General features: G+C 73.8%; 14 protein-coding genes and 1 pseudogene. 6 read left to right on the top strand and 9 right to left on the bottom strand.

Annotated elements, in window-relative coordinates:
- Nucleotides 1-37: 37 nt before the first annotated feature.
- Genes G3I42_RS16450 through G3I42_RS16440 form a run of 3 tightly spaced genes read right to left on the bottom strand, consistent with a single transcriptional unit; the run spans nucleotide 38 to nucleotide 3,644 of the window.
- Nucleotides 38-1,009 (bottom strand): N-acetylneuraminate synthase family protein, encoded by a 972-nt coding sequence (locus G3I42_RS16450; RefSeq protein WP_164286697.1) that lies wholly within the window; start codon nucleotides 1,007-1,009, stop codon nucleotides 38-40.
- Nucleotides 1,010-1,023: 14 nt separating this feature from the next.
- Nucleotides 1,024-2,307: an acylneuraminate cytidylyltransferase gene (locus G3I42_RS16445; RefSeq protein ID WP_164286695.1), complete on the bottom strand. Its 1,284-nt coding sequence runs from the start codon at nucleotides 2,305-2,307 to the stop codon at nucleotides 1,024-1,026.
- Between the two features lie 38 nt (nucleotides 2,308-2,345).
- Nucleotides 2,346-3,644, bottom strand: a complete 1,299-nt coding sequence (locus tag G3I42_RS16440) for a DUF6716 putative glycosyltransferase (RefSeq protein ID WP_164286693.1) — start codon at nucleotides 3,642-3,644, stop codon at nucleotides 2,346-2,348.
- Nucleotides 3,645-3,927: 283 nt separating this feature from the next.
- Between G3I42_RS16440 and G3I42_RS16435 the strand changes: the two genes are divergently transcribed.
- Complete coding sequence (locus tag G3I42_RS16435; RefSeq protein ID WP_164286691.1) at nucleotides 3,928-4,905, top strand: glycosyltransferase family 2 protein; 978 nt, start codon at nucleotides 3,928-3,930, stop codon at nucleotides 4,903-4,905.
- Nucleotides 4,902-6,248, top strand: a complete 1,347-nt coding sequence (locus G3I42_RS16430; protein WP_164286689.1) for a polysialyltransferase family glycosyltransferase — start codon at nucleotides 4,902-4,904, stop codon at nucleotides 6,246-6,248. The genes G3I42_RS16435 and G3I42_RS16430 overlap by 4 nt, the downstream gene beginning before the upstream one ends.
- A 101-nt stretch (nucleotides 6,249-6,349) precedes the next feature.
- Here G3I42_RS16430 and G3I42_RS16425 read toward each other — a convergent pair whose 3' ends face one another.
- Entirely contained in the window at nucleotides 6,350-8,725 is a 2,376-nt protein-coding gene (locus G3I42_RS16425; protein ID WP_164286687.1) for a glycosyltransferase, read from the bottom strand.
- Nucleotides 8,726-8,778: 53 nt separating this feature from the next.
- Nucleotides 8,779-10,338, bottom strand: a complete 1,560-nt coding sequence (locus tag G3I42_RS16420) for a glycosyltransferase family 29 protein (RefSeq protein WP_164286685.1) — start codon at nucleotides 10,336-10,338, stop codon at nucleotides 8,779-8,781.
- 386 nt (nucleotides 10,339-10,724) lie between these two features.
- Between G3I42_RS16420 and G3I42_RS16415 the strand changes: the two genes are divergently transcribed.
- A complete protein-coding gene (locus G3I42_RS16415; RefSeq protein WP_164286683.1) occupies nucleotides 10,725-11,903 on the top strand; it encodes an acyltransferase in 1,179 nt (392 codons plus the stop codon).
- Between the two features lie 74 nt (nucleotides 11,904-11,977).
- Here G3I42_RS16415 and G3I42_RS16410 read toward each other — a convergent pair whose 3' ends face one another.
- Nucleotides 11,978-12,640 carry a TetR/AcrR family transcriptional regulator C-terminal domain-containing protein gene (locus G3I42_RS16410; protein WP_164286681.1) on the bottom strand — a complete coding sequence of 221 codons (663 nt, stop codon included), beginning with the start codon at nucleotides 12,638-12,640 and terminating at the stop codon, nucleotides 11,978-11,980.
- A gap of 99 nt (nucleotides 12,641-12,739) precedes the next feature.
- On the opposite strand from G3I42_RS16410, the gene G3I42_RS16405 reads away from it, so the two are divergent.
- Both G3I42_RS16405 and G3I42_RS16400 read left to right on the top strand, forming a co-directional pair.
- The gene (locus tag G3I42_RS16405) at nucleotides 12,740-14,242 is read left to right on the top strand and encodes an FAD-dependent oxidoreductase (protein ID WP_164286679.1); all 1,503 of its coding nucleotides are present in this window, start codon (nucleotides 12,740-12,742) and stop codon (nucleotides 14,240-14,242) included.
- A gap of 109 nt (nucleotides 14,243-14,351) precedes the next feature.
- The gene (locus G3I42_RS16400) at nucleotides 14,352-14,834 is read left to right on the top strand and encodes a hypothetical protein (protein ID WP_164286677.1); all 483 of its coding nucleotides are present in this window, start codon (nucleotides 14,352-14,354) and stop codon (nucleotides 14,832-14,834) included.
- A gap of 24 nt (nucleotides 14,835-14,858) precedes the next feature.
- Here the strand turns inward: G3I42_RS16400 and leuE are convergent, their stop codons facing one another.
- Together leuE and G3I42_RS16390 are read right to left on the bottom strand one after the other, a co-directional pair.
- The gene (gene leuE / locus G3I42_RS16395) at nucleotides 14,859-15,512 is read right to left on the bottom strand and encodes a leucine efflux protein LeuE (protein ID WP_164286675.1); all 654 of its coding nucleotides are present in this window, start codon (nucleotides 15,510-15,512) and stop codon (nucleotides 14,859-14,861) included.
- 76 nt (nucleotides 15,513-15,588) lie between these two features.
- On the bottom strand, nucleotides 15,589-16,161 hold the full coding sequence (locus G3I42_RS16390) for a Uma2 family endonuclease (protein ID WP_164286674.1): 573 nt from the start codon (nucleotides 16,159-16,161) through the stop codon (nucleotides 15,589-15,591).
- A 109-nt stretch (nucleotides 16,162-16,270) separates the two neighbouring features.
- On the opposite strand from G3I42_RS16390, the gene G3I42_RS16385 reads away from it, so the two are divergent.
- A complete protein-coding gene (locus G3I42_RS16385) occupies nucleotides 16,271-17,167 on the top strand; it encodes a L,D-transpeptidase family protein (protein WP_203606896.1) in 897 nt (298 codons plus the stop codon).
- A gap of 195 nt (nucleotides 17,168-17,362) precedes the next feature.
- On the opposite strand, the pseudogene G3I42_RS16380 reads toward G3I42_RS16385, so the two are convergent.
- Nucleotides 17,363-17,823 (bottom strand): annotated as a pseudogene (locus G3I42_RS16380) (hypothetical protein); the annotation flags it as partial.

Below are 17,823 nucleotides of genomic sequence, written 5' to 3'. Positions count from 1 at the left end.
CCCGCCGCCCCCGGGATCGTCATCCGGCTGACCGCGCTCAGACGCGGGCCGAGGCCGCGGCCTCGTCCGCCGCCTCGTCGGCCGCCAGCACCGCCGCCTCCGCCTCCGCGACGACGCCGGGCACCCGGCGCAGCTTCTTCATCGGGCCCAGCTCCGACTCGTAGACCTTCTTCACGCCGTCGCCGAGCGAGTGCTCGATCGTGCGGATGTCGCGGACGAGGCGCGCGAGGCCCTGCGGCTCCACCGAGGCGGCCTGGTCGGAGCCCCACATGGCGCGGTCGAGGGTGATGTGCCGCTCGACGAAAGTGGCGCCGAGCGCGACGGCGGCGAGCGTCGTCTGGAGCCCGGTCTCGTGGCCCGAGTAGCCGATCGGGACGTTCGGGAACTCGGCCTGGAGGGTGTGGATGACCCGCAGGTTCAGCTCCTCGGCCTTCGCCGGGTAGGTCGACGTGGCGTGGCAGAGCACGATGTTGTCGCTGCCGAGCACCTCGACCGCGTGCCGGATCTGGCGCGGCGTGGACATGCCCGTCGAGAGGATCACGGAGCGGCCCGTGGCGCGCAGGGCGCGCAGCAGCTCGTCGTCCGTGAGCGAGGCCGAGGCGACCTTGTGCGCGGGCACGTCGAACTTCTCCAGGAACGCGACGGCCTCGGTGTCCCACGGGGACGCGAACCAGTCGATGCCGCGCTCGCGGCAGTGCGCGTCGATCGCGCGGTACTCGTCCTCGCCGAACTCGACGCGGTGCCGGTAGTCGATGTACGTCATGCGGCCCCAGGGGGTGTCCCGCTCGATGTCCCACTGGTCGCGCGGGGTGCAGATCTCCGGCGTGCGCTTCTGGAACTTGACGGCGTCGCAACCGGCGTCGGCGGCGATGTCGATGAGCGCGAGGGCGTTGTCCAGCTCGCCGTTGTGGTTGATCCCGATCTCGCCGGTGACGTAGACGGGCCGCCCGGGGCCGACCTCGCGGGAGCCGAAGGCGCGGAGGCGGGGGGTGGTGGTGACGTTGCTCATTGCGGGTCCTTGGGTCAGTGCTGGTGGGTGTGGGGGGTTGAGGTGGACTCGGTCGATTCCGGGGGGAGTTGGTCCGTACGGGCGTCGCGCGCCGCCGGGCCGCCGGGCGTGTTCCGCGTGCCGAGGTCGCCGCCGAGGAGCCAGCCGGCCACCTCGCGGATCGCTCCGGAGCCGCCGGGCACGGTCGTGACAGCGCGCGCGGCGCCCTTCACGGCGTCGTGCGCGTTCGCGACGGCGACGGGCCAGCCGACGAGGCCGAAGCAGGCCAGGTCGTTGGCGTCGTTGCCCGCGTACAGGACGCGTTCGGGCGCGATGCCCTGCTCCTCGCACCACTGCTTGAGCGCGAGGTCCTTGCGGTCGATGCCGTGCAGGACGGGCACGCGGAGTTTGCGGGCGCGCGCGGCGACGACGGGGTTCTGCTCGGTGGAGAGGATGAGCAGGGCGAGCCCGGAGCGGCGCAGCGCGGCGATGCCGAGGCCGTCGCCGCGGTGCACGGAGACGAGTTCGCGGCCCTCGGCGTCGATGTGGACGCGGTCGTCGGTCTGCGTGCCGTCGAAGTCGAGCACGACGGCGTCGACGTCCGCGCGGGTCGGCAGCGCGCCGGGGCGGTGGGCGTCGAAGTGCGGGGCGAGGAGGCGGGCGCGCTCCAGCTCGTGCGGGTCGTCGATCTCCAGCACCCGCGCCGCGTCGGTCCGTACGAGTGCGGTACGGCCGAAGAAGCGGTGCTTGTGGGTACGGAACCCGGCGACGTCCATCGCGTAGGCCGCGCCGGTCTCGACGAGGTCCTCGGGGCGGTCCTGGCGGCGCGGGCGGGTGCGGCGGTCGTGGTTGACGCCGCGCGCGCCGTCCTCGTCGTCCTCCCGCCACACGAAGCCGTGGAAGGGCGCGGCGGTGAGCGCGGAGTCGGCGCCGCCGTCCACGACGGCCCGCGCGACCGCGTCGATGTCGGAGGCGAGGAGGAAGGGGCTCGTGCACTGGACGAGGAGGACGACGTCGGGCGCGGCGCCGTGCCGCTCCTCGTACGTGTCGAGCGCGTGCAGGACCGCGGCCTCGCTGCTCGCGAGGTCGCCCGAGAGTTCGGCGGGCCTGCGCACGACGGCGGCCCCGGCCTCGCGGGCCGCGCGGGAGATCGCGGGGTCGTCGGTCGAGACGTGCACGTCGGTCACGTGCCGCGCGGCCAGGCACTCGCGCACGGCGCGGACGACGAGCGGGACGCCGCCGACGGGTGCGAGGTTCTTCGCGGGCACGCCCTTGGAGCCTCCCCGGGCGGGGATGACGGCGAGGACACGAGGGGTCATTGCGGGGCCTTCGCTGGTGGTGGTCGCGGTTCCGGTGGTCACAGCTCCCCCATGCGGCGGATGACGGGCGCGACGCGCTGGACGCCGTGCCGGTAGGCGCCGCGCGCGGCCTGCCGCACGACCTGCTTGAGCGGCCCGGGCGGGCGCGTGTCGCTCGGCGCGCCCGGCAGGGGGGAGCCGTCGGGGGCGAGGTGGTGGCGGGCGAGGATGCCGGGCAGGTAGCCGGGGGCGGTCGCGAGTGTGTAGTACGGGGCGAGCGGCGGCAGTTGGGGGCGCGCGAGGAGGGCGGCGATGCGGGCGCGGGCCGCGTCGAAGGCGCTCTCGTACGGGCGGTCGCTCGCGACGCCCTGCCGCGCGGCCCAGGCGGGATCGGCCTTCGGGAGGTGCCCGGCGTCGAGCGCGTCCCAGGAGGTGAGGCACCCGGAGCCGAGGAAGGCGTGGTTGCCGAGGGCTTCGCGGATGCCGAGGTCGGTGAGGACCGCCGTGGGCACGCCGCGGTGGAGGGCTTCCAGGGCGGCCGTCGAGCTGACCGTGACGAGGAGGCTCGCGGTGTCGAGGATGGTGCCCATGTGCCCGTATTCGAGGCGGCAGTTGGGCGGCAGCTCGATCGAGCGGGCGAGCTTCTGGTACGGCTGCTCCTCGATGTGCGTCGTGTGCTCGCCGGGGCGGGAACGGAGCTTGACGAGGACTTCGCGGCCGGGGTGGAGGCGGGCGTGCTGCGCGGCGCGGCGCAGGAGGTAGAGCCGGTCGGCACGGCGCTCCGGGACGGAGGGCTGTACGGCGAAGACCACGGGACCCTCGCTGTTGCCCGTGGCGGGCTCGCCCTGGAGGAAGGGGAGGGCGCACTCGACGACGCTCGCGCTGTCGGCGCCGACGCCTTCGTACACGGCGCGGAAGCGCTCGGCGTCGTCGCGCGAGTTGGCGAGCACGACATCGGCGCCGTGCCGCAGCAGGAGCCCGTCCGCGAGCTTCTCGTAGACGACGCCGACGTACCCGGTGACGAGGACGGGCCGCTTGGCGGCGCCCTGCCAGGCGTACCGCAGCCCGTGCACGAGGGCCTGCACGCCGCCGCCGACGAGCGCGAGCACGACGACGTCGTACTCCGTCTCGCCCATGGCCCGTACGAACCCGTTCGCGGTCACTTCCCGCAGCGAGGCGGCCCGCACCCCGACCTCGCGGAGCTGCCGCGCGGTGGGGGTGGCCCGGCCACGCAGCAGGAACCCGTCCGGCTCCTCGCACCCGGCGACGCGGGCCGCCGTGAGGGCTCCCCACTTCCACCGCGTGTCCGAGTCGGCGAGCACCGCGACGCGCGGGGACTTCGTCTTGCTTATCGACACACCCCGGACGCTAGGAACCGTTTCCGAGGGGACACCGAACATGACGGCAACGGGGGGTGAACAGAGTGGAGCGAATGAAAGAGGGGGCCGGGCGAGTCACCCGAGCGGCCCAGTGGGGCGCCGGTGGCGCACTCTCGGGGCTCCGCCCCGGGCCTGAGCGGAGGGGCGCCCGGGGGCTGAGCAGGGGACGTCCGGGCCTCTCCACCGCACCGCCCCCCTGATTTCACCTCCCGTACGCCCCGCCTTCAGGTGCCCGCTCGTCGTCCGGCCTAGCGTCGCGGCCGTGCTCAAGCTCTCCGTCATCGTGCCGTTCCACAATGTGCGGCCCTATGTGTCCGAGGCGCTGCGTTCGCTGCGCGCCAATGCCCGGCCGGACTACGAGTTCGTCTTCGTGGACGACTGTTCCGACGATGGGACCGGGGAGGTGGTGGCGGATGCCGTCGGGGGGCTCGGGGCGCCCGCGAGAGTGGTGCGGCACGAGGTGAACAGCAGTATCGGGACGGCCAGGAACAGCGGGCTCGCCGCCGCGCGCGGGGAGTGGCTGACGTTTCTCGACGGGGACGACTGGCTCGCCCCCGGGTATCTCGAACGGCTCGTCGCCGATGCCGAGCGGCTCGGTGTGGACTTCCTGCGCGTCGACCACGTGCGGTGCACCGCGCGGGCGCGGTCCGTGTACCGGGCGCCGATCGGGCGGCGCGGTGTCGTGCTCGACCCGCGGGCGCTCATCCTTCCGGCCGAGCGGTCCACGTCCGTCGACTACCCGTACTCGTGGGCCGGGCTGTACCACCGGCGGCTCCTCGAACGGGGGTTGCTCGACTTTCCCGAGGGGCTGCACACCGCCGAGGACCGGCCGTGGATCTGGCGGCTGCACCGGGAGGCCGAGAGCTGCGCGGCCGTGAACACGCTCGGGTACTTCTACCGGCGTGGCGTGGGGAGTTCGCTGACGCAGGTCGGCGACATGCGCCAGCTCGACTTCCTGCCCGCCTTCGACCAGGTCGTGGCCGAGACCTCCGCCGACCCCGACGCCGCCGTGCTGCTGCCGAAGGCCGTCCGGACGTACTGCGCGATCATCGCCCACCACTTGGGGCGCATCGAGTACTTCCAGCCTTCCGTGGCAAGGGAGTTGAAGTCGCGGAGCGCTTCCGCGCTGCGGCGGCTGCCGCAGGACGTGCTCGCCGCCGCGCTCTCCTCGATGGACGTCGAACGGGCGGGTCTGCTGCGCCGCCTGCGGCGTCGTCCCGCCGTGGGGGTGGCCGCGTGAGCGCCCGTATCTTCCTCGCCTCGACGCTGTACGGCACGGCGACGCTCGCCGCGGCCGTCGACGCCGGGCAGTTCACGCCCGTGGACCGTACGATCCTGCTGCTCAGCAACAACGCGGCGAACCCCGAGACGACGCCGGGCCCCGACGCGCTCGCGGGCTTCTCGCGGCTGCGCACGCGCTTCGACGAGGTACGGCACTGGAACGAGGCCATCGCGCCCTTCCACCCCGGCGCCTGGGACCCCGCGCCGGACGATGTGCCTTTGTGGGAACGGTACTTGCGGTTGCTGTGGGGGCTCGGGGCCGACGAGGAGGTCGAGTTCGTCGTCGAGTCGATCCAGGTCGTGCCCGCGCTCGCCGTCACGACGATCTTCACGGGCGCGCGCGTGGACGTGTACGCGGACGGGCTCATGAGTTACGGGCCGACCCGGAACAAGCTCGACCCGCTCCTCGGCACCCGCATCGAGCGGCTGCTGCACCTGGACCTCGTACCGGGCCTGGAGCCGCTGCTGCTCAGCGAGTTCGGGGTGCGGCGGGAGGTCGTGGACGCGGAGGCGTTCGTGCGGGTGCTCGCGGAGGTGGCCGAGGAGTCGCCCGAGCTGCCCGGTCTCCCGTCCACCCGACCGGCGTTGCTCCTCGGCCAGTACCTGTCCGCACTCGGCATCCTCACCGCCGAGGAGGAGGAGACGCTGCACGCCGACATGGTGCGCGGCGCGGTCGCGCGCGGCCACCGGAGCCTCGTCTTCAAACCGCACCCGACGGCGCCGGCCCGCTGGGCCCGGCTCATGGAGGCCGAGGCGGAGCGGCTCGGTGCCGAACTCGTGGTGCTCGACGTGCCGTTGCTCGCGGAGACGCTGTATCCGGTGCTGAAGCCGGCGCTCGTCGTCGGCTGCTTCTCGACGGCGCTGCTCACGGCGGCGACGCTCTACGGGCTGCCGGTCGCGCGGACCGGGACGGGCCGGCTCCTGGAGCGGCTGACACCGTTCGAGAACAGCAACCGCGTCCCCGTGACCCTCGTGGACGCCCTCCTCCCGGATCTCGAAGACGCCGAGGCGGTCGCGGCCCAGGACCTCGCGGCGAGCCCCGCGACGCAGGAACTCCTCGTCGCGGTCGGCTTCGCGATGCAGCCGAAGATCCACCCGGGACTGCGAGCGCGCGCGGAGGCCCACCTGTCGGAATGCGGCGAGGAGACGGCCCGCCGCTACGTGAAGCGCAAGCGCCTGACGACGCTGGGCCTCCCGGGCGGAATCCCCCAGCAGTTGGGCTTCCTGCCCCGCAACGCGACGGTCCGGAAGGTCGCGCGGAGGACGCGGGCGCTGCGGTCGCGGGTGGCGCGGAGGAAATAGGGGGAGGGGGCGGGGCGGCGCGGCTCCCGGGCGGGGCAGCCGATACGCCGCCCCGCCGCCATCGCCGGCCGGGCGCCCCGGCCCCCGCCCTCTCCGCCCCCTCAGGCCAGCACCGCCCTGATGTCCGCCCCGTTCGCCCGCGTCACCTCCCACAGCGTCCGCTGCCGCTCGTGGACGTCCGCCACGCTCGCCGCGTGGTCGGACAGGAGGGTGCGGGCGGTCTCCGTGAGGTGGTCGGCCAGGTGGCGGTCGTGGACGCTGATGCCCCACTCGGGGCGGTCGATGTCGGCGAGGAAGTACGCCATCTTCGGGTGCGAGACGAGGCTGAGGATCGGGGTGCCGCAGCCGAAGGGGATCATGCCGGCGTGGCCGCGCATGCCGATGACCAGGCGCGTCTTCGCGTACGCGGTGCGGATCTCGTCGTTGTCCCAGTCGTACATCGGCAGGACGGGCAGCGAGATGCCGTGCGTGCGGCGCAGGTCGTGGCCGAGGCGTTCGTCGTCGAGCGCGTGGGCGGCGATCTTCACCTGGGCGAGGGCGCCGAGGCCGCGGACGGCGCGGGCCATCTGGTCGAGGAAGTACGGGTAGTCGTGGCCGAAGCGCAGGCCCGCGCGGTCGTAGGCGGCGTTGAGGAGGATCGTGTCCTCGCGCGCGACGGGGTCGGTCCAGCCGGGCACGAGGTGGCGGGTGACCGTCGTCGGGCAGGGCTGCCAGCGCACGCGCTCGCGCAGGTGCGGCGGGAGCAGGGCCCGTACCTTCTCGACCGAACCGTGGTTGCGCAGGCCGAAGAAGGAGGACTGCTCGGCGAGGAGCCGCAGGCTCTCGTGGAAGCGGCGGTGGCGGTAGGACTGGCCGTCGAAGGCGTTGAAGCCGACCGCGTGCACGATGACGGGCACGTCGACCGCGCGCAGGTGCTCGGGCGGTACGTTCCACTGCCAGCCGCTGTTGCCGTTCGGCGCGGTGTCCGGGATGAAGAGGCCGCCGCCGCCGATGACGAGCCCGCGGCGCCGGTTGACCTCGGCGAGCGCCTCGCGGTCGAAGAGGCGGTGCGCGTGCAGGGAGTGCCAGCGGCGGGCGGAGGGGTCGGCGTCGAGGGCGAGGCGCACCGACTCGGGGAGCACCTTGTCGCCCGCGTTGCCCTGGCCCTCCATGTAGAAGGCGACGTGGGCGAGTTGTTCGTGCGCGGGGGTCTCGGGCTGGTGCGGCAGCGGGGCTCCGGGGGCCGCGTGGCGGGTGCGCTGGTGCCAGATGCGCGAGGCGCGGTGGGTGGGGTCGACGGAGAGGCCCTTCTCGGCGTACGCGTGGGCCTCCTCGTCGCGGTGGTGTATCCAGGCGATCTGCGCGAGCCGGCTGTAGGCGGTCGGGGCGCGGTTCGGCGACGTGGCCGCGAGGAGCAGGTGGCTGGTCGCCTCGGCGTAGCGCGAGACGCTGAGCAGCGCGTGGCCGAGCACTTCGTGCGGCCAGGCGTCGTGCACCGGGAGGCGTACCGCGCGCAGGATCTCGACGGCCTCCTCGAAGTGCCCCGCGCCGATGTGCGCCGCGGCGATCTTGCGGGCCGCGTCGACGTCGCCCGTGCGGTGGACGTACGGGGTGCCGAGGTGCACGAGGAGGTCGGGGTGCTTCGCGCCCGGCAGGGCGAGGTACGCGTCCTGGAACTCCCGCTCGGTCAGGTGGAATTCGCGCCAGCGCGCCTCGGCCTCCGCGTACCCGTTCTCGCCGCCCTGCCAGGGCTTGTGGCGCCCGGTGAAGTGGAGCACGGCGGTGTCCTCGGGGACGGGCTTGTCGCCCGAGAGGCGGCGCTTGACGAAGTTGTAGCGCGCGGGCAGCCGCACGAAGTCCCCGTCGAGGACGGCGTTCAGGATGCCCTGGTCGTGCTTGTCGAGTTCGTAACTGCCCGCGAGCCCGGTCTCGTCGATGCGCTCGCAGAAGGCGTCCGAGAGGAACTCCCGCTGGATGACGAGGAGTCCGCTGTTGAGCTTGTGGGTGCCGTAGAAGAACTGCGGTACGGCGGCGAGTCCTTCGCGCAGGCGCAGGAGTTCGGAGAGGTCGCCGAGGACGACCATGTCCGTGTCGAGCGTGATGATCGTGTCGTAGTCGCGGACGCGGAAGACGTCGAGGAGGAAGTACGCCTTGCGGACGAGGTAGTTGTTCTGGTCGCCCTTGGCGTAGGCGTCGTAGCGGGCGGCGTCCACGCGGCGCGGCTTGACGCGCGGGTGCAGGGCGCGGATGCGGGCGAGCGAGGCGGGGCGCAGGCCGTCGTGGAGGACCAGGAAGTCCTCGCAGACCTCCGGGTTGCTCAGCGCGAGGGAGCGCAGCAGGGCGAGGAAGCCGGGAAGGTAGTTCTCGTCGACGAAGCTCGCGAAGGCGACGCGGCGCTTGCCGGTGAGGTCGCGCACGTCGTCCCCGGCGGCCTCGCGCACGGGGGCTGCGGGGGTGTGGACGGCGGGCGGGGCGGCGGAGGCGGTGGTACGGGGCATGGCGGGGTGGTGTCCTCAAGTCCGGTGCGGGGTACGGGGTTGTGGCGCCGGGCTCAGCGCAGGCTGATCCGGTGCTCGGTCACCTTCGTCGCGCGGTCGAGCACCCACGTCTTCTCGTCGGAGTACTCGTGGACCGAGGTCACCGGCATCCTCATGGCCTCACTCGTGCGGTAGGCGCCGCTCTCGTAGAAGTCGAAGCCGATGAGGTCGATGACGGGGTTCACGTCGAGGAAGTCGAGGAGGAAGAGGGTGTTGAAGCCCGTGGTCGGGATCGCGGGCCACTCCTCGGGGCCCACCTTGCCGATCTCGCGCAGCGGCCACCGCAGCGAGTCGTCGCCGAGGTGCGTCTGGGCTCCCGGTACCAGCCGGTTGCGCAGCGAGGACCGCCAGGCGCCCACGTCGCCACCGAAGACGAGGCGGGTGTCGACGTGCTGGTCCCAGTTGAAGGCGTGCTTGTGGATCGTGACGTGGATGTCGGTGCGCGCGCCGGTCGCCCGCGGGTCGATGCGGTACGAGTTGAAGCGCACCACGAGGTCGTAGGCGTCGATCTCGGCGCCGAGCGAACCCGAGCCCACCCGGCCGGAGTTGGCCACGAGGCAGATCGAGCGTCCGGCGATCTTGTTGCGGAACTCGCCGAGCGAGAGCCACTTCGCGCCGCCGAAGGTGGGGTCCTCGACGGGGCCGCGCTGCCGCGAGCGGGCGAGGTCGGCGTAGTGGGCGAGGAGGACGTTGAGCGCGGTGCGGGGATCGCCGTCCGCGCCGCGGGCGGCGGGCGCGTCGGGGCCCGGGTCCGTGACGCGGCTGTCGAGGTCGTGGAGGCTCACGTCGAGGGTGCGGCCCAGGGCGTCCTGGAACTCGCGCCACTCGCCCCGGTCGGCGAGACCGAGCAGCGCCCCGGCGAACCGGTCGTGCGCGGCGTCGAGTTCGCCGCGGTCGACGTGCTCCAGGCCGTCGAACCAGGTCTCCGTCAGGGGCTCCGCGCGGTACGCCTCGGCCCCGGGGCGGGACGCGGCCAGGAGCCCGGCGAGGTCGCGTTCGCGTGCGGCGGCGAGCCGCAGCCCCGCGACGCGGGCCCGGACCCCGAAGCCGTCCTCCTCGGTCCTGGACAGGTACTCGTCGTAGGCGTCGGCCGCCTCCGCGTACGCGCCCTGCGCCTCCAGTACGCGCCCGCGCAGCCGCCACGCGGCGCGGGAGCCCTTGCGCAGGGCGACCAGGCAGCGCGAGACGACGTCCGCGAGGGCCCGCTCGTCCTCGTACCCGCAGTCGAGCGCCTTGCCGCCGACGGCGAGGAGCGCGTCCAGGAGCGGGTTGTCGAGCGTGAGCGGTCCGGGGCCGGAGGTGGTCGCGGCGGTGGCGGTGGCCTGGGCGCGGCGCAACAGCGCGGAGACCGGGCCGCGTTCGGCGCGGGGCGCTCCGGCCGGGAGGGCGCGCGAGGCGTGCAGGGCGAGCAGGGCCCGTAGCGCCTCCGCGAGTTCGCCGCGCCGCCGGTCGAGACCCGCGACGAGCTTCCCGCTGTGCGTGGCACAGGCCCGCAGGCACTCCTCCAGGGTGGGCGGCGCCTCTTCGACGGCACCCCGCTCCTCCTGCGGGCTGAGGGCTCGGCTTCTCGGCATGGCTCTCCTGGCGGTTCGGTGGTGCGGGTGTGCGGTGCGCCGCGGGGGCGAGGTCCGTCCCCCCTCGGGGCGCGTGGTCGCGGACGGGGGGCGTGCGGCAGTCTTCGGCGCGCGGGGTAAAGCGCCGCCACGTGAAGGTGAACGGGGGGCGAAGGGGTGGCGAATCCCCTTCCCTCGGCGATCGCCGCGCACGGGCGTCGCCGGTGAACTCTCGCCGAAGACCTGGCGAACGGACCCGCCGGGACCGTACGAGAGGCCGTCGCGCTCCCTACGCTGCCAAGGCCGCCGTGCCTCCCCCGACCGGGAACGGCGGCCCCCGACAGGGAACGGCGGCCTCGTCGACACCCCGTCCCGAAGGTCGTCACCCAGCCCCGAGGAAGGCGCGCATGTCCGCACCCGCCGAGCCCGTCCGCGTGGCCCCGCTCCACCGCGCGCTCCCCACCGAGACAGCGCCGCCCGCGCCGGTGGCGGCCGCGCCCGTACGGCCCCGGCGTCCGCGCCTGCGCGCCCTCGACGGCCTGCGGCTCCTCGCCGCGCTGATGGTCGCGTGCTACCACTACGGCGGCCGGGGCGGCGACATCACGCGGGCCTGGGGCGCTTCGCCCGCCGCCCAGTTCCCGCGCCTGCACGAGTGGTTCGCCTACGGCCCGCTCGGCGTGCAGATCTTCTTCGTCATCAGCGGGTTCGTGATCTGCATGAGCGGCTGGGGGCGGAGCCTCACGGACTTCTTCGCCTCGCGCGTGGCGCGCCTCATGCCCGCGTACTGGGTCGCGATCCTCCTCGTGAGCGGTGTGTTCGCGCTGCCGTGGGTGCTGTGGCACGCCCTCTCGCCGAGCGACACGCTCCTCAACCTGACGCTGCTCCAGATGCCGCTCGGCGCGCCCCGCGTGCTCGGGGTGTGCTGGACGCTGTGGGCGGAGGTCCGGTTCTACGCGCTCTTCGCGGTGTGCGTCGTCCTGCCCGGCGTGACGCGGCGCAGGGTCGTCCTCTTCTGCGCGCTGTGGACGTTCGCGGCCGCGCTCGGCGACGCGGCGGACTCGGCGCTGCTCGACCAGGTCCTCATGCCGAACTACGCGCCGTTCTTCGTCGGCGGCATCGGCCTCTACCTCGTGCACCGCGACCGCCGCGACGTCCTCGGCTGGGGTTTCGCGGTGCTCGGGCTGCTCCTCGGGCAGCACTACGCGGTCGGCGACCTGTGGCACCCGGACGGACCCGACGCCTTCTCGTACCGCTCGACGGTCATGATCATCGCGATCGTGACGCTGGGCTTCGCGGCCGTCGCCGCGATCGCCGTGGGCTGGCTCGACCGCGTCAACTGGCGCTGGCTGACGGTCGCGGGGGCGCTCACGTACCCCTTCTACCTTGTCCACGAGCACCTGGGCTGGGTCGTCGTGCGCGCCCTGCACGTCTCGCTCGGCGTCCCGGCCGCCGTCACGTTCCCCGCGACGATCGGCGTGATGCTGCTCCTCGCCTGGCTCCTGCACCGGTTCGTGGAACGGCCGTTGACACCGAAGCTGCGGCGGGCGGTGGCGCGGGGGGTGACGGAGGCGCGGACGGGGCGCTGAGGTCATTACGGGGGACGGAGGCGGCGCCCGGTCCCGTACGCGAGGGGCGCGCCCCGTACCCGTACGCGTCGGCCTCACCCCACCCCGTACCGCGCCCCCGCCCCCGCCACGAGCAGCGCGATCCCCTCCGTGAAGCGTGTGTCGTAGTCGCCGAAGACGAGGGGGCCCGCCTCGGCGGCGAGGGGGGTCGCGGCGAGGCGGCGTTCGCGCTCGGCCATGTCGAGTGCGGGGCGGGGGTCGTCGGCGTACGCGATCATGCCCTGCTCCTCGGTGACGAAGCCGAGGACGTACGTGAAGAGGGCCGTGGCGAGCGTCACCGCCTGCGGGAAGGTGAAGCCGGCCGCGGTGAGGTTCGCGAGCTGGGCCTCCATGCCGCGGCCGTGCTCGTCGCCCGTGAAGCGCGTGCCCGAGAAGACGCGGGCGCCGTCGCGCCAGGAGAGCAGGCCCGCGCGCAGCCCGTGCGCGGTCGCCGTGAGCCGTCCGCGCCAGTCGTCGGCGGCGAGGCCGGGCGGCTCGTCGCCCGCCGCCGTCATCCGCCGGTACATCTCCGTGGCCATCTCGTCGAGCAGTTCGCGCTTGTCGCGGAAGTGCCAGTAGAGCGCGGGTGCCTTCACCTCCAGCTCGGCGGCGATGAGCCGCAGGCTGAGCCGGTCGAGCCCGACCTCGTCGAGCAGTCGCAGCGCGGTGTCCACGACCTGTGCCCGGTCGAGCCGGGGCGTCTGATTCTTGCTGGCCACGCCCCCAATGTAGACGGCCGCGCGGGCACCACTTGACTCCTTAACACTGTTAAGCGCATCCTTGCGAGCACCACCGCTTAACACCGTTAAGGAGTGACCATGCGAACTCACGACACCTCGCCCGACGTCGACGTCGCCGTGATCGGCGCGGGGCCCACCGGGCTGACCCTCGCCGTGGACCTCGTGCGCCGCGGCGTACGGGTCCTGCTCGCCGAGCGCGGCACCGACCTCTTCGCGGGCTCGCGCGGCAAGGGCATCCAGTCCCGCACCCTCGAAGTGCTCGACGACCTCGGCCTCGCGAGCCGCTTCCTGGCGGCGGGCGGCCCGTACCCGCCCAACCTGCGGTGGACGGACGGCACGCCCGGGGACGAGTTCCGCATGGTCGAGGAGACGGAGGCGACCGAGGCCGAGCCGTACGGCGGCTCGCTCATGCTGCCGCAGTGGCGCACAGCCCGGCTCCTGCGCGAGCGGCTCGTGGAACTGGGCGGCGAGGTCGCGTACGGGCACGAGCTGACGGGCCTGGAGCAGGACGCCGACGGCGTGAGCCTGCGTTTCGCGGGGCGCGCGGAGACCGTACGGGCCCGGTACGTCGTCGGCGCGGACGGGGCGCGCGGGGCGGTACGGCGGCTGCTCGGGATCGGGATGACGGGCGAGACGGTGGACCCGAGGCCGATGCTCGTCGCGGACGTGCGGCTCGCGGAGGGCGCGCTGCCCCGGACGCACTGGCACGTCTTCCCGGGCGCGGACGGCTCCGGCGCCTTCGCGGCGCTGTGCCCGCTCGCGGGCACGGAGGACTTCCAGTTCATGACGGCCTTCCCCGAGGGGACCACCGTCGAGACGGGCCCCGAGGCGGTACGGGCGACGATCGCAGCGCGCACGCACCTCGCGCCCGGACAGGTCACCGCCGTGGCCTGGTCCTCGGCCTTCACCGCGCGCGCGGCGCTCGCCGACCGCTTCCAGGACGGCCGCGTCCTCCTCGCGGGCGACGCGGCGCACGTCCACTCCCCGGCGGGCGGCCAGGGCCTCAACACGAGCATCCAGGACGCGTACAACCTCGGCTGGAAGCTCGGCGCGGTACTCGCGGGCGCGCCGGAGGCACTGCTCGCCACGTACGAGGAGGAGCGCCGGGCGGTCGCCGCCGGAATGCTCGACCTCTCCACCCGCGTGCACAGGGGCGAGACCCGCAGGGGCAAGGAGACCCGCCAACTGGGCCTGAACTACCGCTTCTCGTCGCTGAGCGAGCACACCCTGCCCGCCGATGCCCCGCTCCACGCGGGCGACCGGGCACCGGACGGCCCCTCCGGCATGGAGCGCCTCTTCGACGTCTACCGGGGCCCGCGCTGGACCTATCTCGCGGTGGGCTTGGGCCGCACTCCCGACGAGGTGGCACTCCCCCTCGTCTCCGGCCTTCCCGAACACGTCCGCACCCACGCCATCAGCGCCTACGCCCCCTACGGCCCCGGCCTCTACCTCATCCGCCCGGACGGCTACATCGCGTGGGCGGGCACGGGCGAGGGGCTCGACCCGGTGGGCGCGGTGACGTGGCTGGAGCGCCACCTGGGCGCGGCGGCGCACGCGGAGCCGGTGGCGCCCCCGGCGTGAGGCGGGGGCCGGCGGGTACGCGGCGGGGAAGCGAACGGGGGCGCGAATGGCGAGGGACGAACGGCGGGGGAAACGACCGGGAATCAGCCGGGACTGGCTGTGGTACTTCGTGGCGTCTTTCACTTCGAGCGTCGTTCTCGGGGTGTGGGGGCTCGGAGCCCTTGGCATCGCCGTGCTCGTCCTCGCCCTGCCGGGCATTTTCGCGACCGTGCGCGCCCGTCGTGTGGCCAAGGCCCGCCGCGCGGGCCTCTCGCCCGGGGAGCACGAACTCGGCCTGTACGACGTACGCCGGCCGGACGGCGGGAGCGCCTCGCTCTTCGGCCGTACCCGCTGTCTGCGCACGACGAATCACGCCGTGGAGTACTGGCACGGCTCCGCGCGCTTGTGGCGGCGTCCGTGGACCGAGCTGGCCTTCGCGGAGGGGACGGGCAAGGACACCGGCGCCCTCGTCCTCACCTCCGCCGCCCCCGCCGCGGAAGCGCTCCGCGTGCGTCTTCTTCCCCCCGCGTCCCCGGGCGAACTCCTGCTCGCGGCGCGGCGCATGGGGGCGACGGTGCGAGAGGAGGAGGGTTCGGCAGGCGCGGCGGGTTGAGCGGGAAAGACCACCCGGCCCCGGCTACACCCCGCTCAGCGACAGCTTCACCGCGAAGCCCAGGAAGAGGGCTCCGGCGGCCGAGGTGGCCGTGGCGCGGAGACGACGGCGGCGGGTGAAGGCGGCGGCGAGGCGGGTGCCGGTGAAGATGAGGACGCTGAGGTAGAGGGCGCTGGCGAGCTGGGCGAAGAAGCCGAGCACGACGAAAGAGAGCGCCGGGTGGGCGTAGGCCGGGTCGACGAACTGCACGAAGAAGGCGATGAAGAAGAGGATCGCCTTCGGGTTGAAGAGGCTGATCACGAAGGCCCTGCGGAAGGGCCGCTCGCGCTCGGCCGGCAGCTCCTCGCCCGCCGCCTCGGCGGCCCGCTCGCGGCGTGTGCGCCACACCGCGAGCGCGGAGCGGATCATCCCGTACGCGAGCCAGGTCAGGTACCCCGCGCCCGCGTACTTGACGACCGAGAACAGCACCTCGTTCGCCTGGAGCAGCGAGGCGACCCCGGCGGCCGAGAGCGTCATGAGCACCGTGTCCCCGAGGAACACCCCGGCGGCGGCCTTGTATCCGGTCCGCACCCCGCGCCGCGCCCCCACCGAGAGCACGTAGAGCGAGTTGGGGCCGGGCAGCAGGACGATGAGGGCCACGCCCGCGAGGTACGTGGGCAGATCGATGACACCGAACATGGCGGCAGTGTCGCACGCGCGTACGTACCGGGACAGACCCTTCCGGCCAGCGGACGCCGCACCCGCGCGCGCCGCCTCAGTCCCCGTCCAGCAGCGTGTCCACCGGGAGGTCCAGCGCGACGCCGACCGACTCCGGGACCGGTACGAAACTCCCGCGCTTGAACCGCTCCACCGTCACGTACACCCCGTCCTCCGGGTCGCGGTGCAGCAGCACCTCGTCGTGCTTGCGGTCCACCACGACGTACACCGGCACCCCGGCGGCGGCGTAGCTCTCGACCTTCGGGCCGAGGTCGTCGGACCAGTTGCTCGACGTCACTTCGAGGACCAGCCGGAAGACCTCGGGCGCGTAGCAGCTGCGGCGCACGAGGGCGTCGCGGAAGTCGGCCTCGACGATCGAGAAATCCGGGATGGCGAAATCGTCGGGACGGGTGGGGAGCCAGAGGCCGAGGCCCTGGACGTATCGCAACCCGGCCTTTCTCGCTCCCGCCCCGGCGAACGCCTCGACCAGCCAACTCAACGACAGCGCGTGCGAAGCGTCCGGCGGCGGTGTCACAGTGAGCCTCCCCTGGAGAATCTCCACACGGTGACCGGGCAGCCCTTGCTCAAGCAGGTCGGCAGCTTCGCTCAACGTCAGCGGCACATTCCTCATGGAGACGGGCCCTTTCGCTCGGTGGCGGCACGTAGCGCCATTCTCGCGGACGGTTCGTCCCGTCCTGTCCGGGGAAACCACAAGGGGTCCGGACGAGGAGGGGATGCGGATGCGATACGGATCGGCAGTCACCGTAGGGGTGTTGGGCGTGCTCGTACTCGCCGGGTGCCGGGTGGAGGGGGTGGCCGGGGCCGGTGCATCCGGGGACGCGAAGGCGCCCGGCTCCGTCGCGTCGCCCGCCCCGGCCCGCTCGGGCCCCGCGCCCACGAGCCCGGCTCCGGCCCGTACGAGCCGCCCCGCCTCCCCCCGTACGAGCCCCGCACCGCCCGCGCCCCGCACCACCGCCCCGCGCCCGAGCGCCCCGCCCCGTACCACCGCCCCCGCGCTCCCCCGCAAGGGACAGCGGACCGCCGACGTGCGTGCCCTCCAGGCCCGGCTGTGGTCGCTCGGGTTCTTCCGGCAGCAGCCGACCGGGTACTTCGGGGACGTCACCGCGCAGGCGCTCGCCGCGTTCCAGCGGGACCGGGGGCTCGGGGCGAGCGGCGTGCTCGACAGCGGGACGTGGGCGCGGCTGCGGGCGGCGGGGCCCGCGCCGACGAAGGCCGAGCTGTACCCGGAGACGACGTTGCCGCCCGGCAGGCCCGATCCCCGCTGCCTCACCGGCCGCGTACTGTGCGTGAGCAAGAAGAGCCGCACGCTGGCGTGGATGGTGGACGGGCGCCGCGTCTCCGTCATGGACGTCCGCTTCGGCTCCGCGTACACCCCGACCCGCGACGGGGCCTTCAAGGTGTTCTGGAAGTCCCGCGACCACGTCTCGACGCTCTACCACACGCCCATGCCCTACGCGCTCTTCTTCAGCGGCGGCCAGGCCGTGCACTACTCCCCCGACTTCGCCGCGCGCGGCTACGCGGGCGCCTCGCACGGCTGCGTCAACGTACGGGACAAGGCGAAGGTCGCCGCGCTCTTCGACGCGGTGCGCACGGGGGACAAGGTGATCGTGTACTGAACGGCCGCTCAGTATGCCGCCGAGGCGCGGACGGGACCGGGGGAACGTGTCCCGCCCGCGCCGGTGGCAACGAGCCGGTGGTACGGGGGGAACCCCGGCTCGTGCGACAGCCGATGACCAGTCGGCTCACTTATCTCTGCGCCGAGGGCGCGAAAAGTGTCACACCCCGTTCGCACGCGCCCCCGCGCGGCGGGCTCAGGGGACGTCCGGGAGGGCCGGCCGGTCCTCGGCGGGCGGCGGTCCGGACGGGTCCGGGGAGTCGGGAGGTGTCGGCGATTCCGTCGTTCCGGAGGGAGTTGACGGCGCGTCCGTCGGCGGCACCGATGTCGTCTCGTGCGGGCCCCGCGTCGGCGACGCGCTGCCGCCCGGCTCCTGCGTGGGCGACGTGGGCGAGCCGGTCGGGCTGCCGGAGGGCTCCTCGAAACCGTAGGTCGGGTACGTGGTCGGGAGGCCGGGCAGGTCCGGGAGACCGGGGAGGCCGGGGCGGTCCGGGAGGTCCGGGCGGGTGAGCGGGGGGAGCGCGGAGGCGGACGGGGTGGGGCCGGGGGCCGGGGGCCGCTCGCGCAGGAGCGACGCGCAGTACGCCTCGATCCGGCCCGTACCGCCCGCGAGCGCCGCGAGCCGCCGCTCCACCACCCGCTCGACGTGCCCGCGCT

The organism is Streptomyces sp. SID11385, from assembly GCF_010548245.1.
Taxonomy (GTDB): domain Bacteria; phylum Actinomycetota; class Actinomycetes; order Streptomycetales; family Streptomycetaceae; genus Streptomyces.
This window is presented reverse-complemented; position numbering and strand designations above follow the sequence as displayed.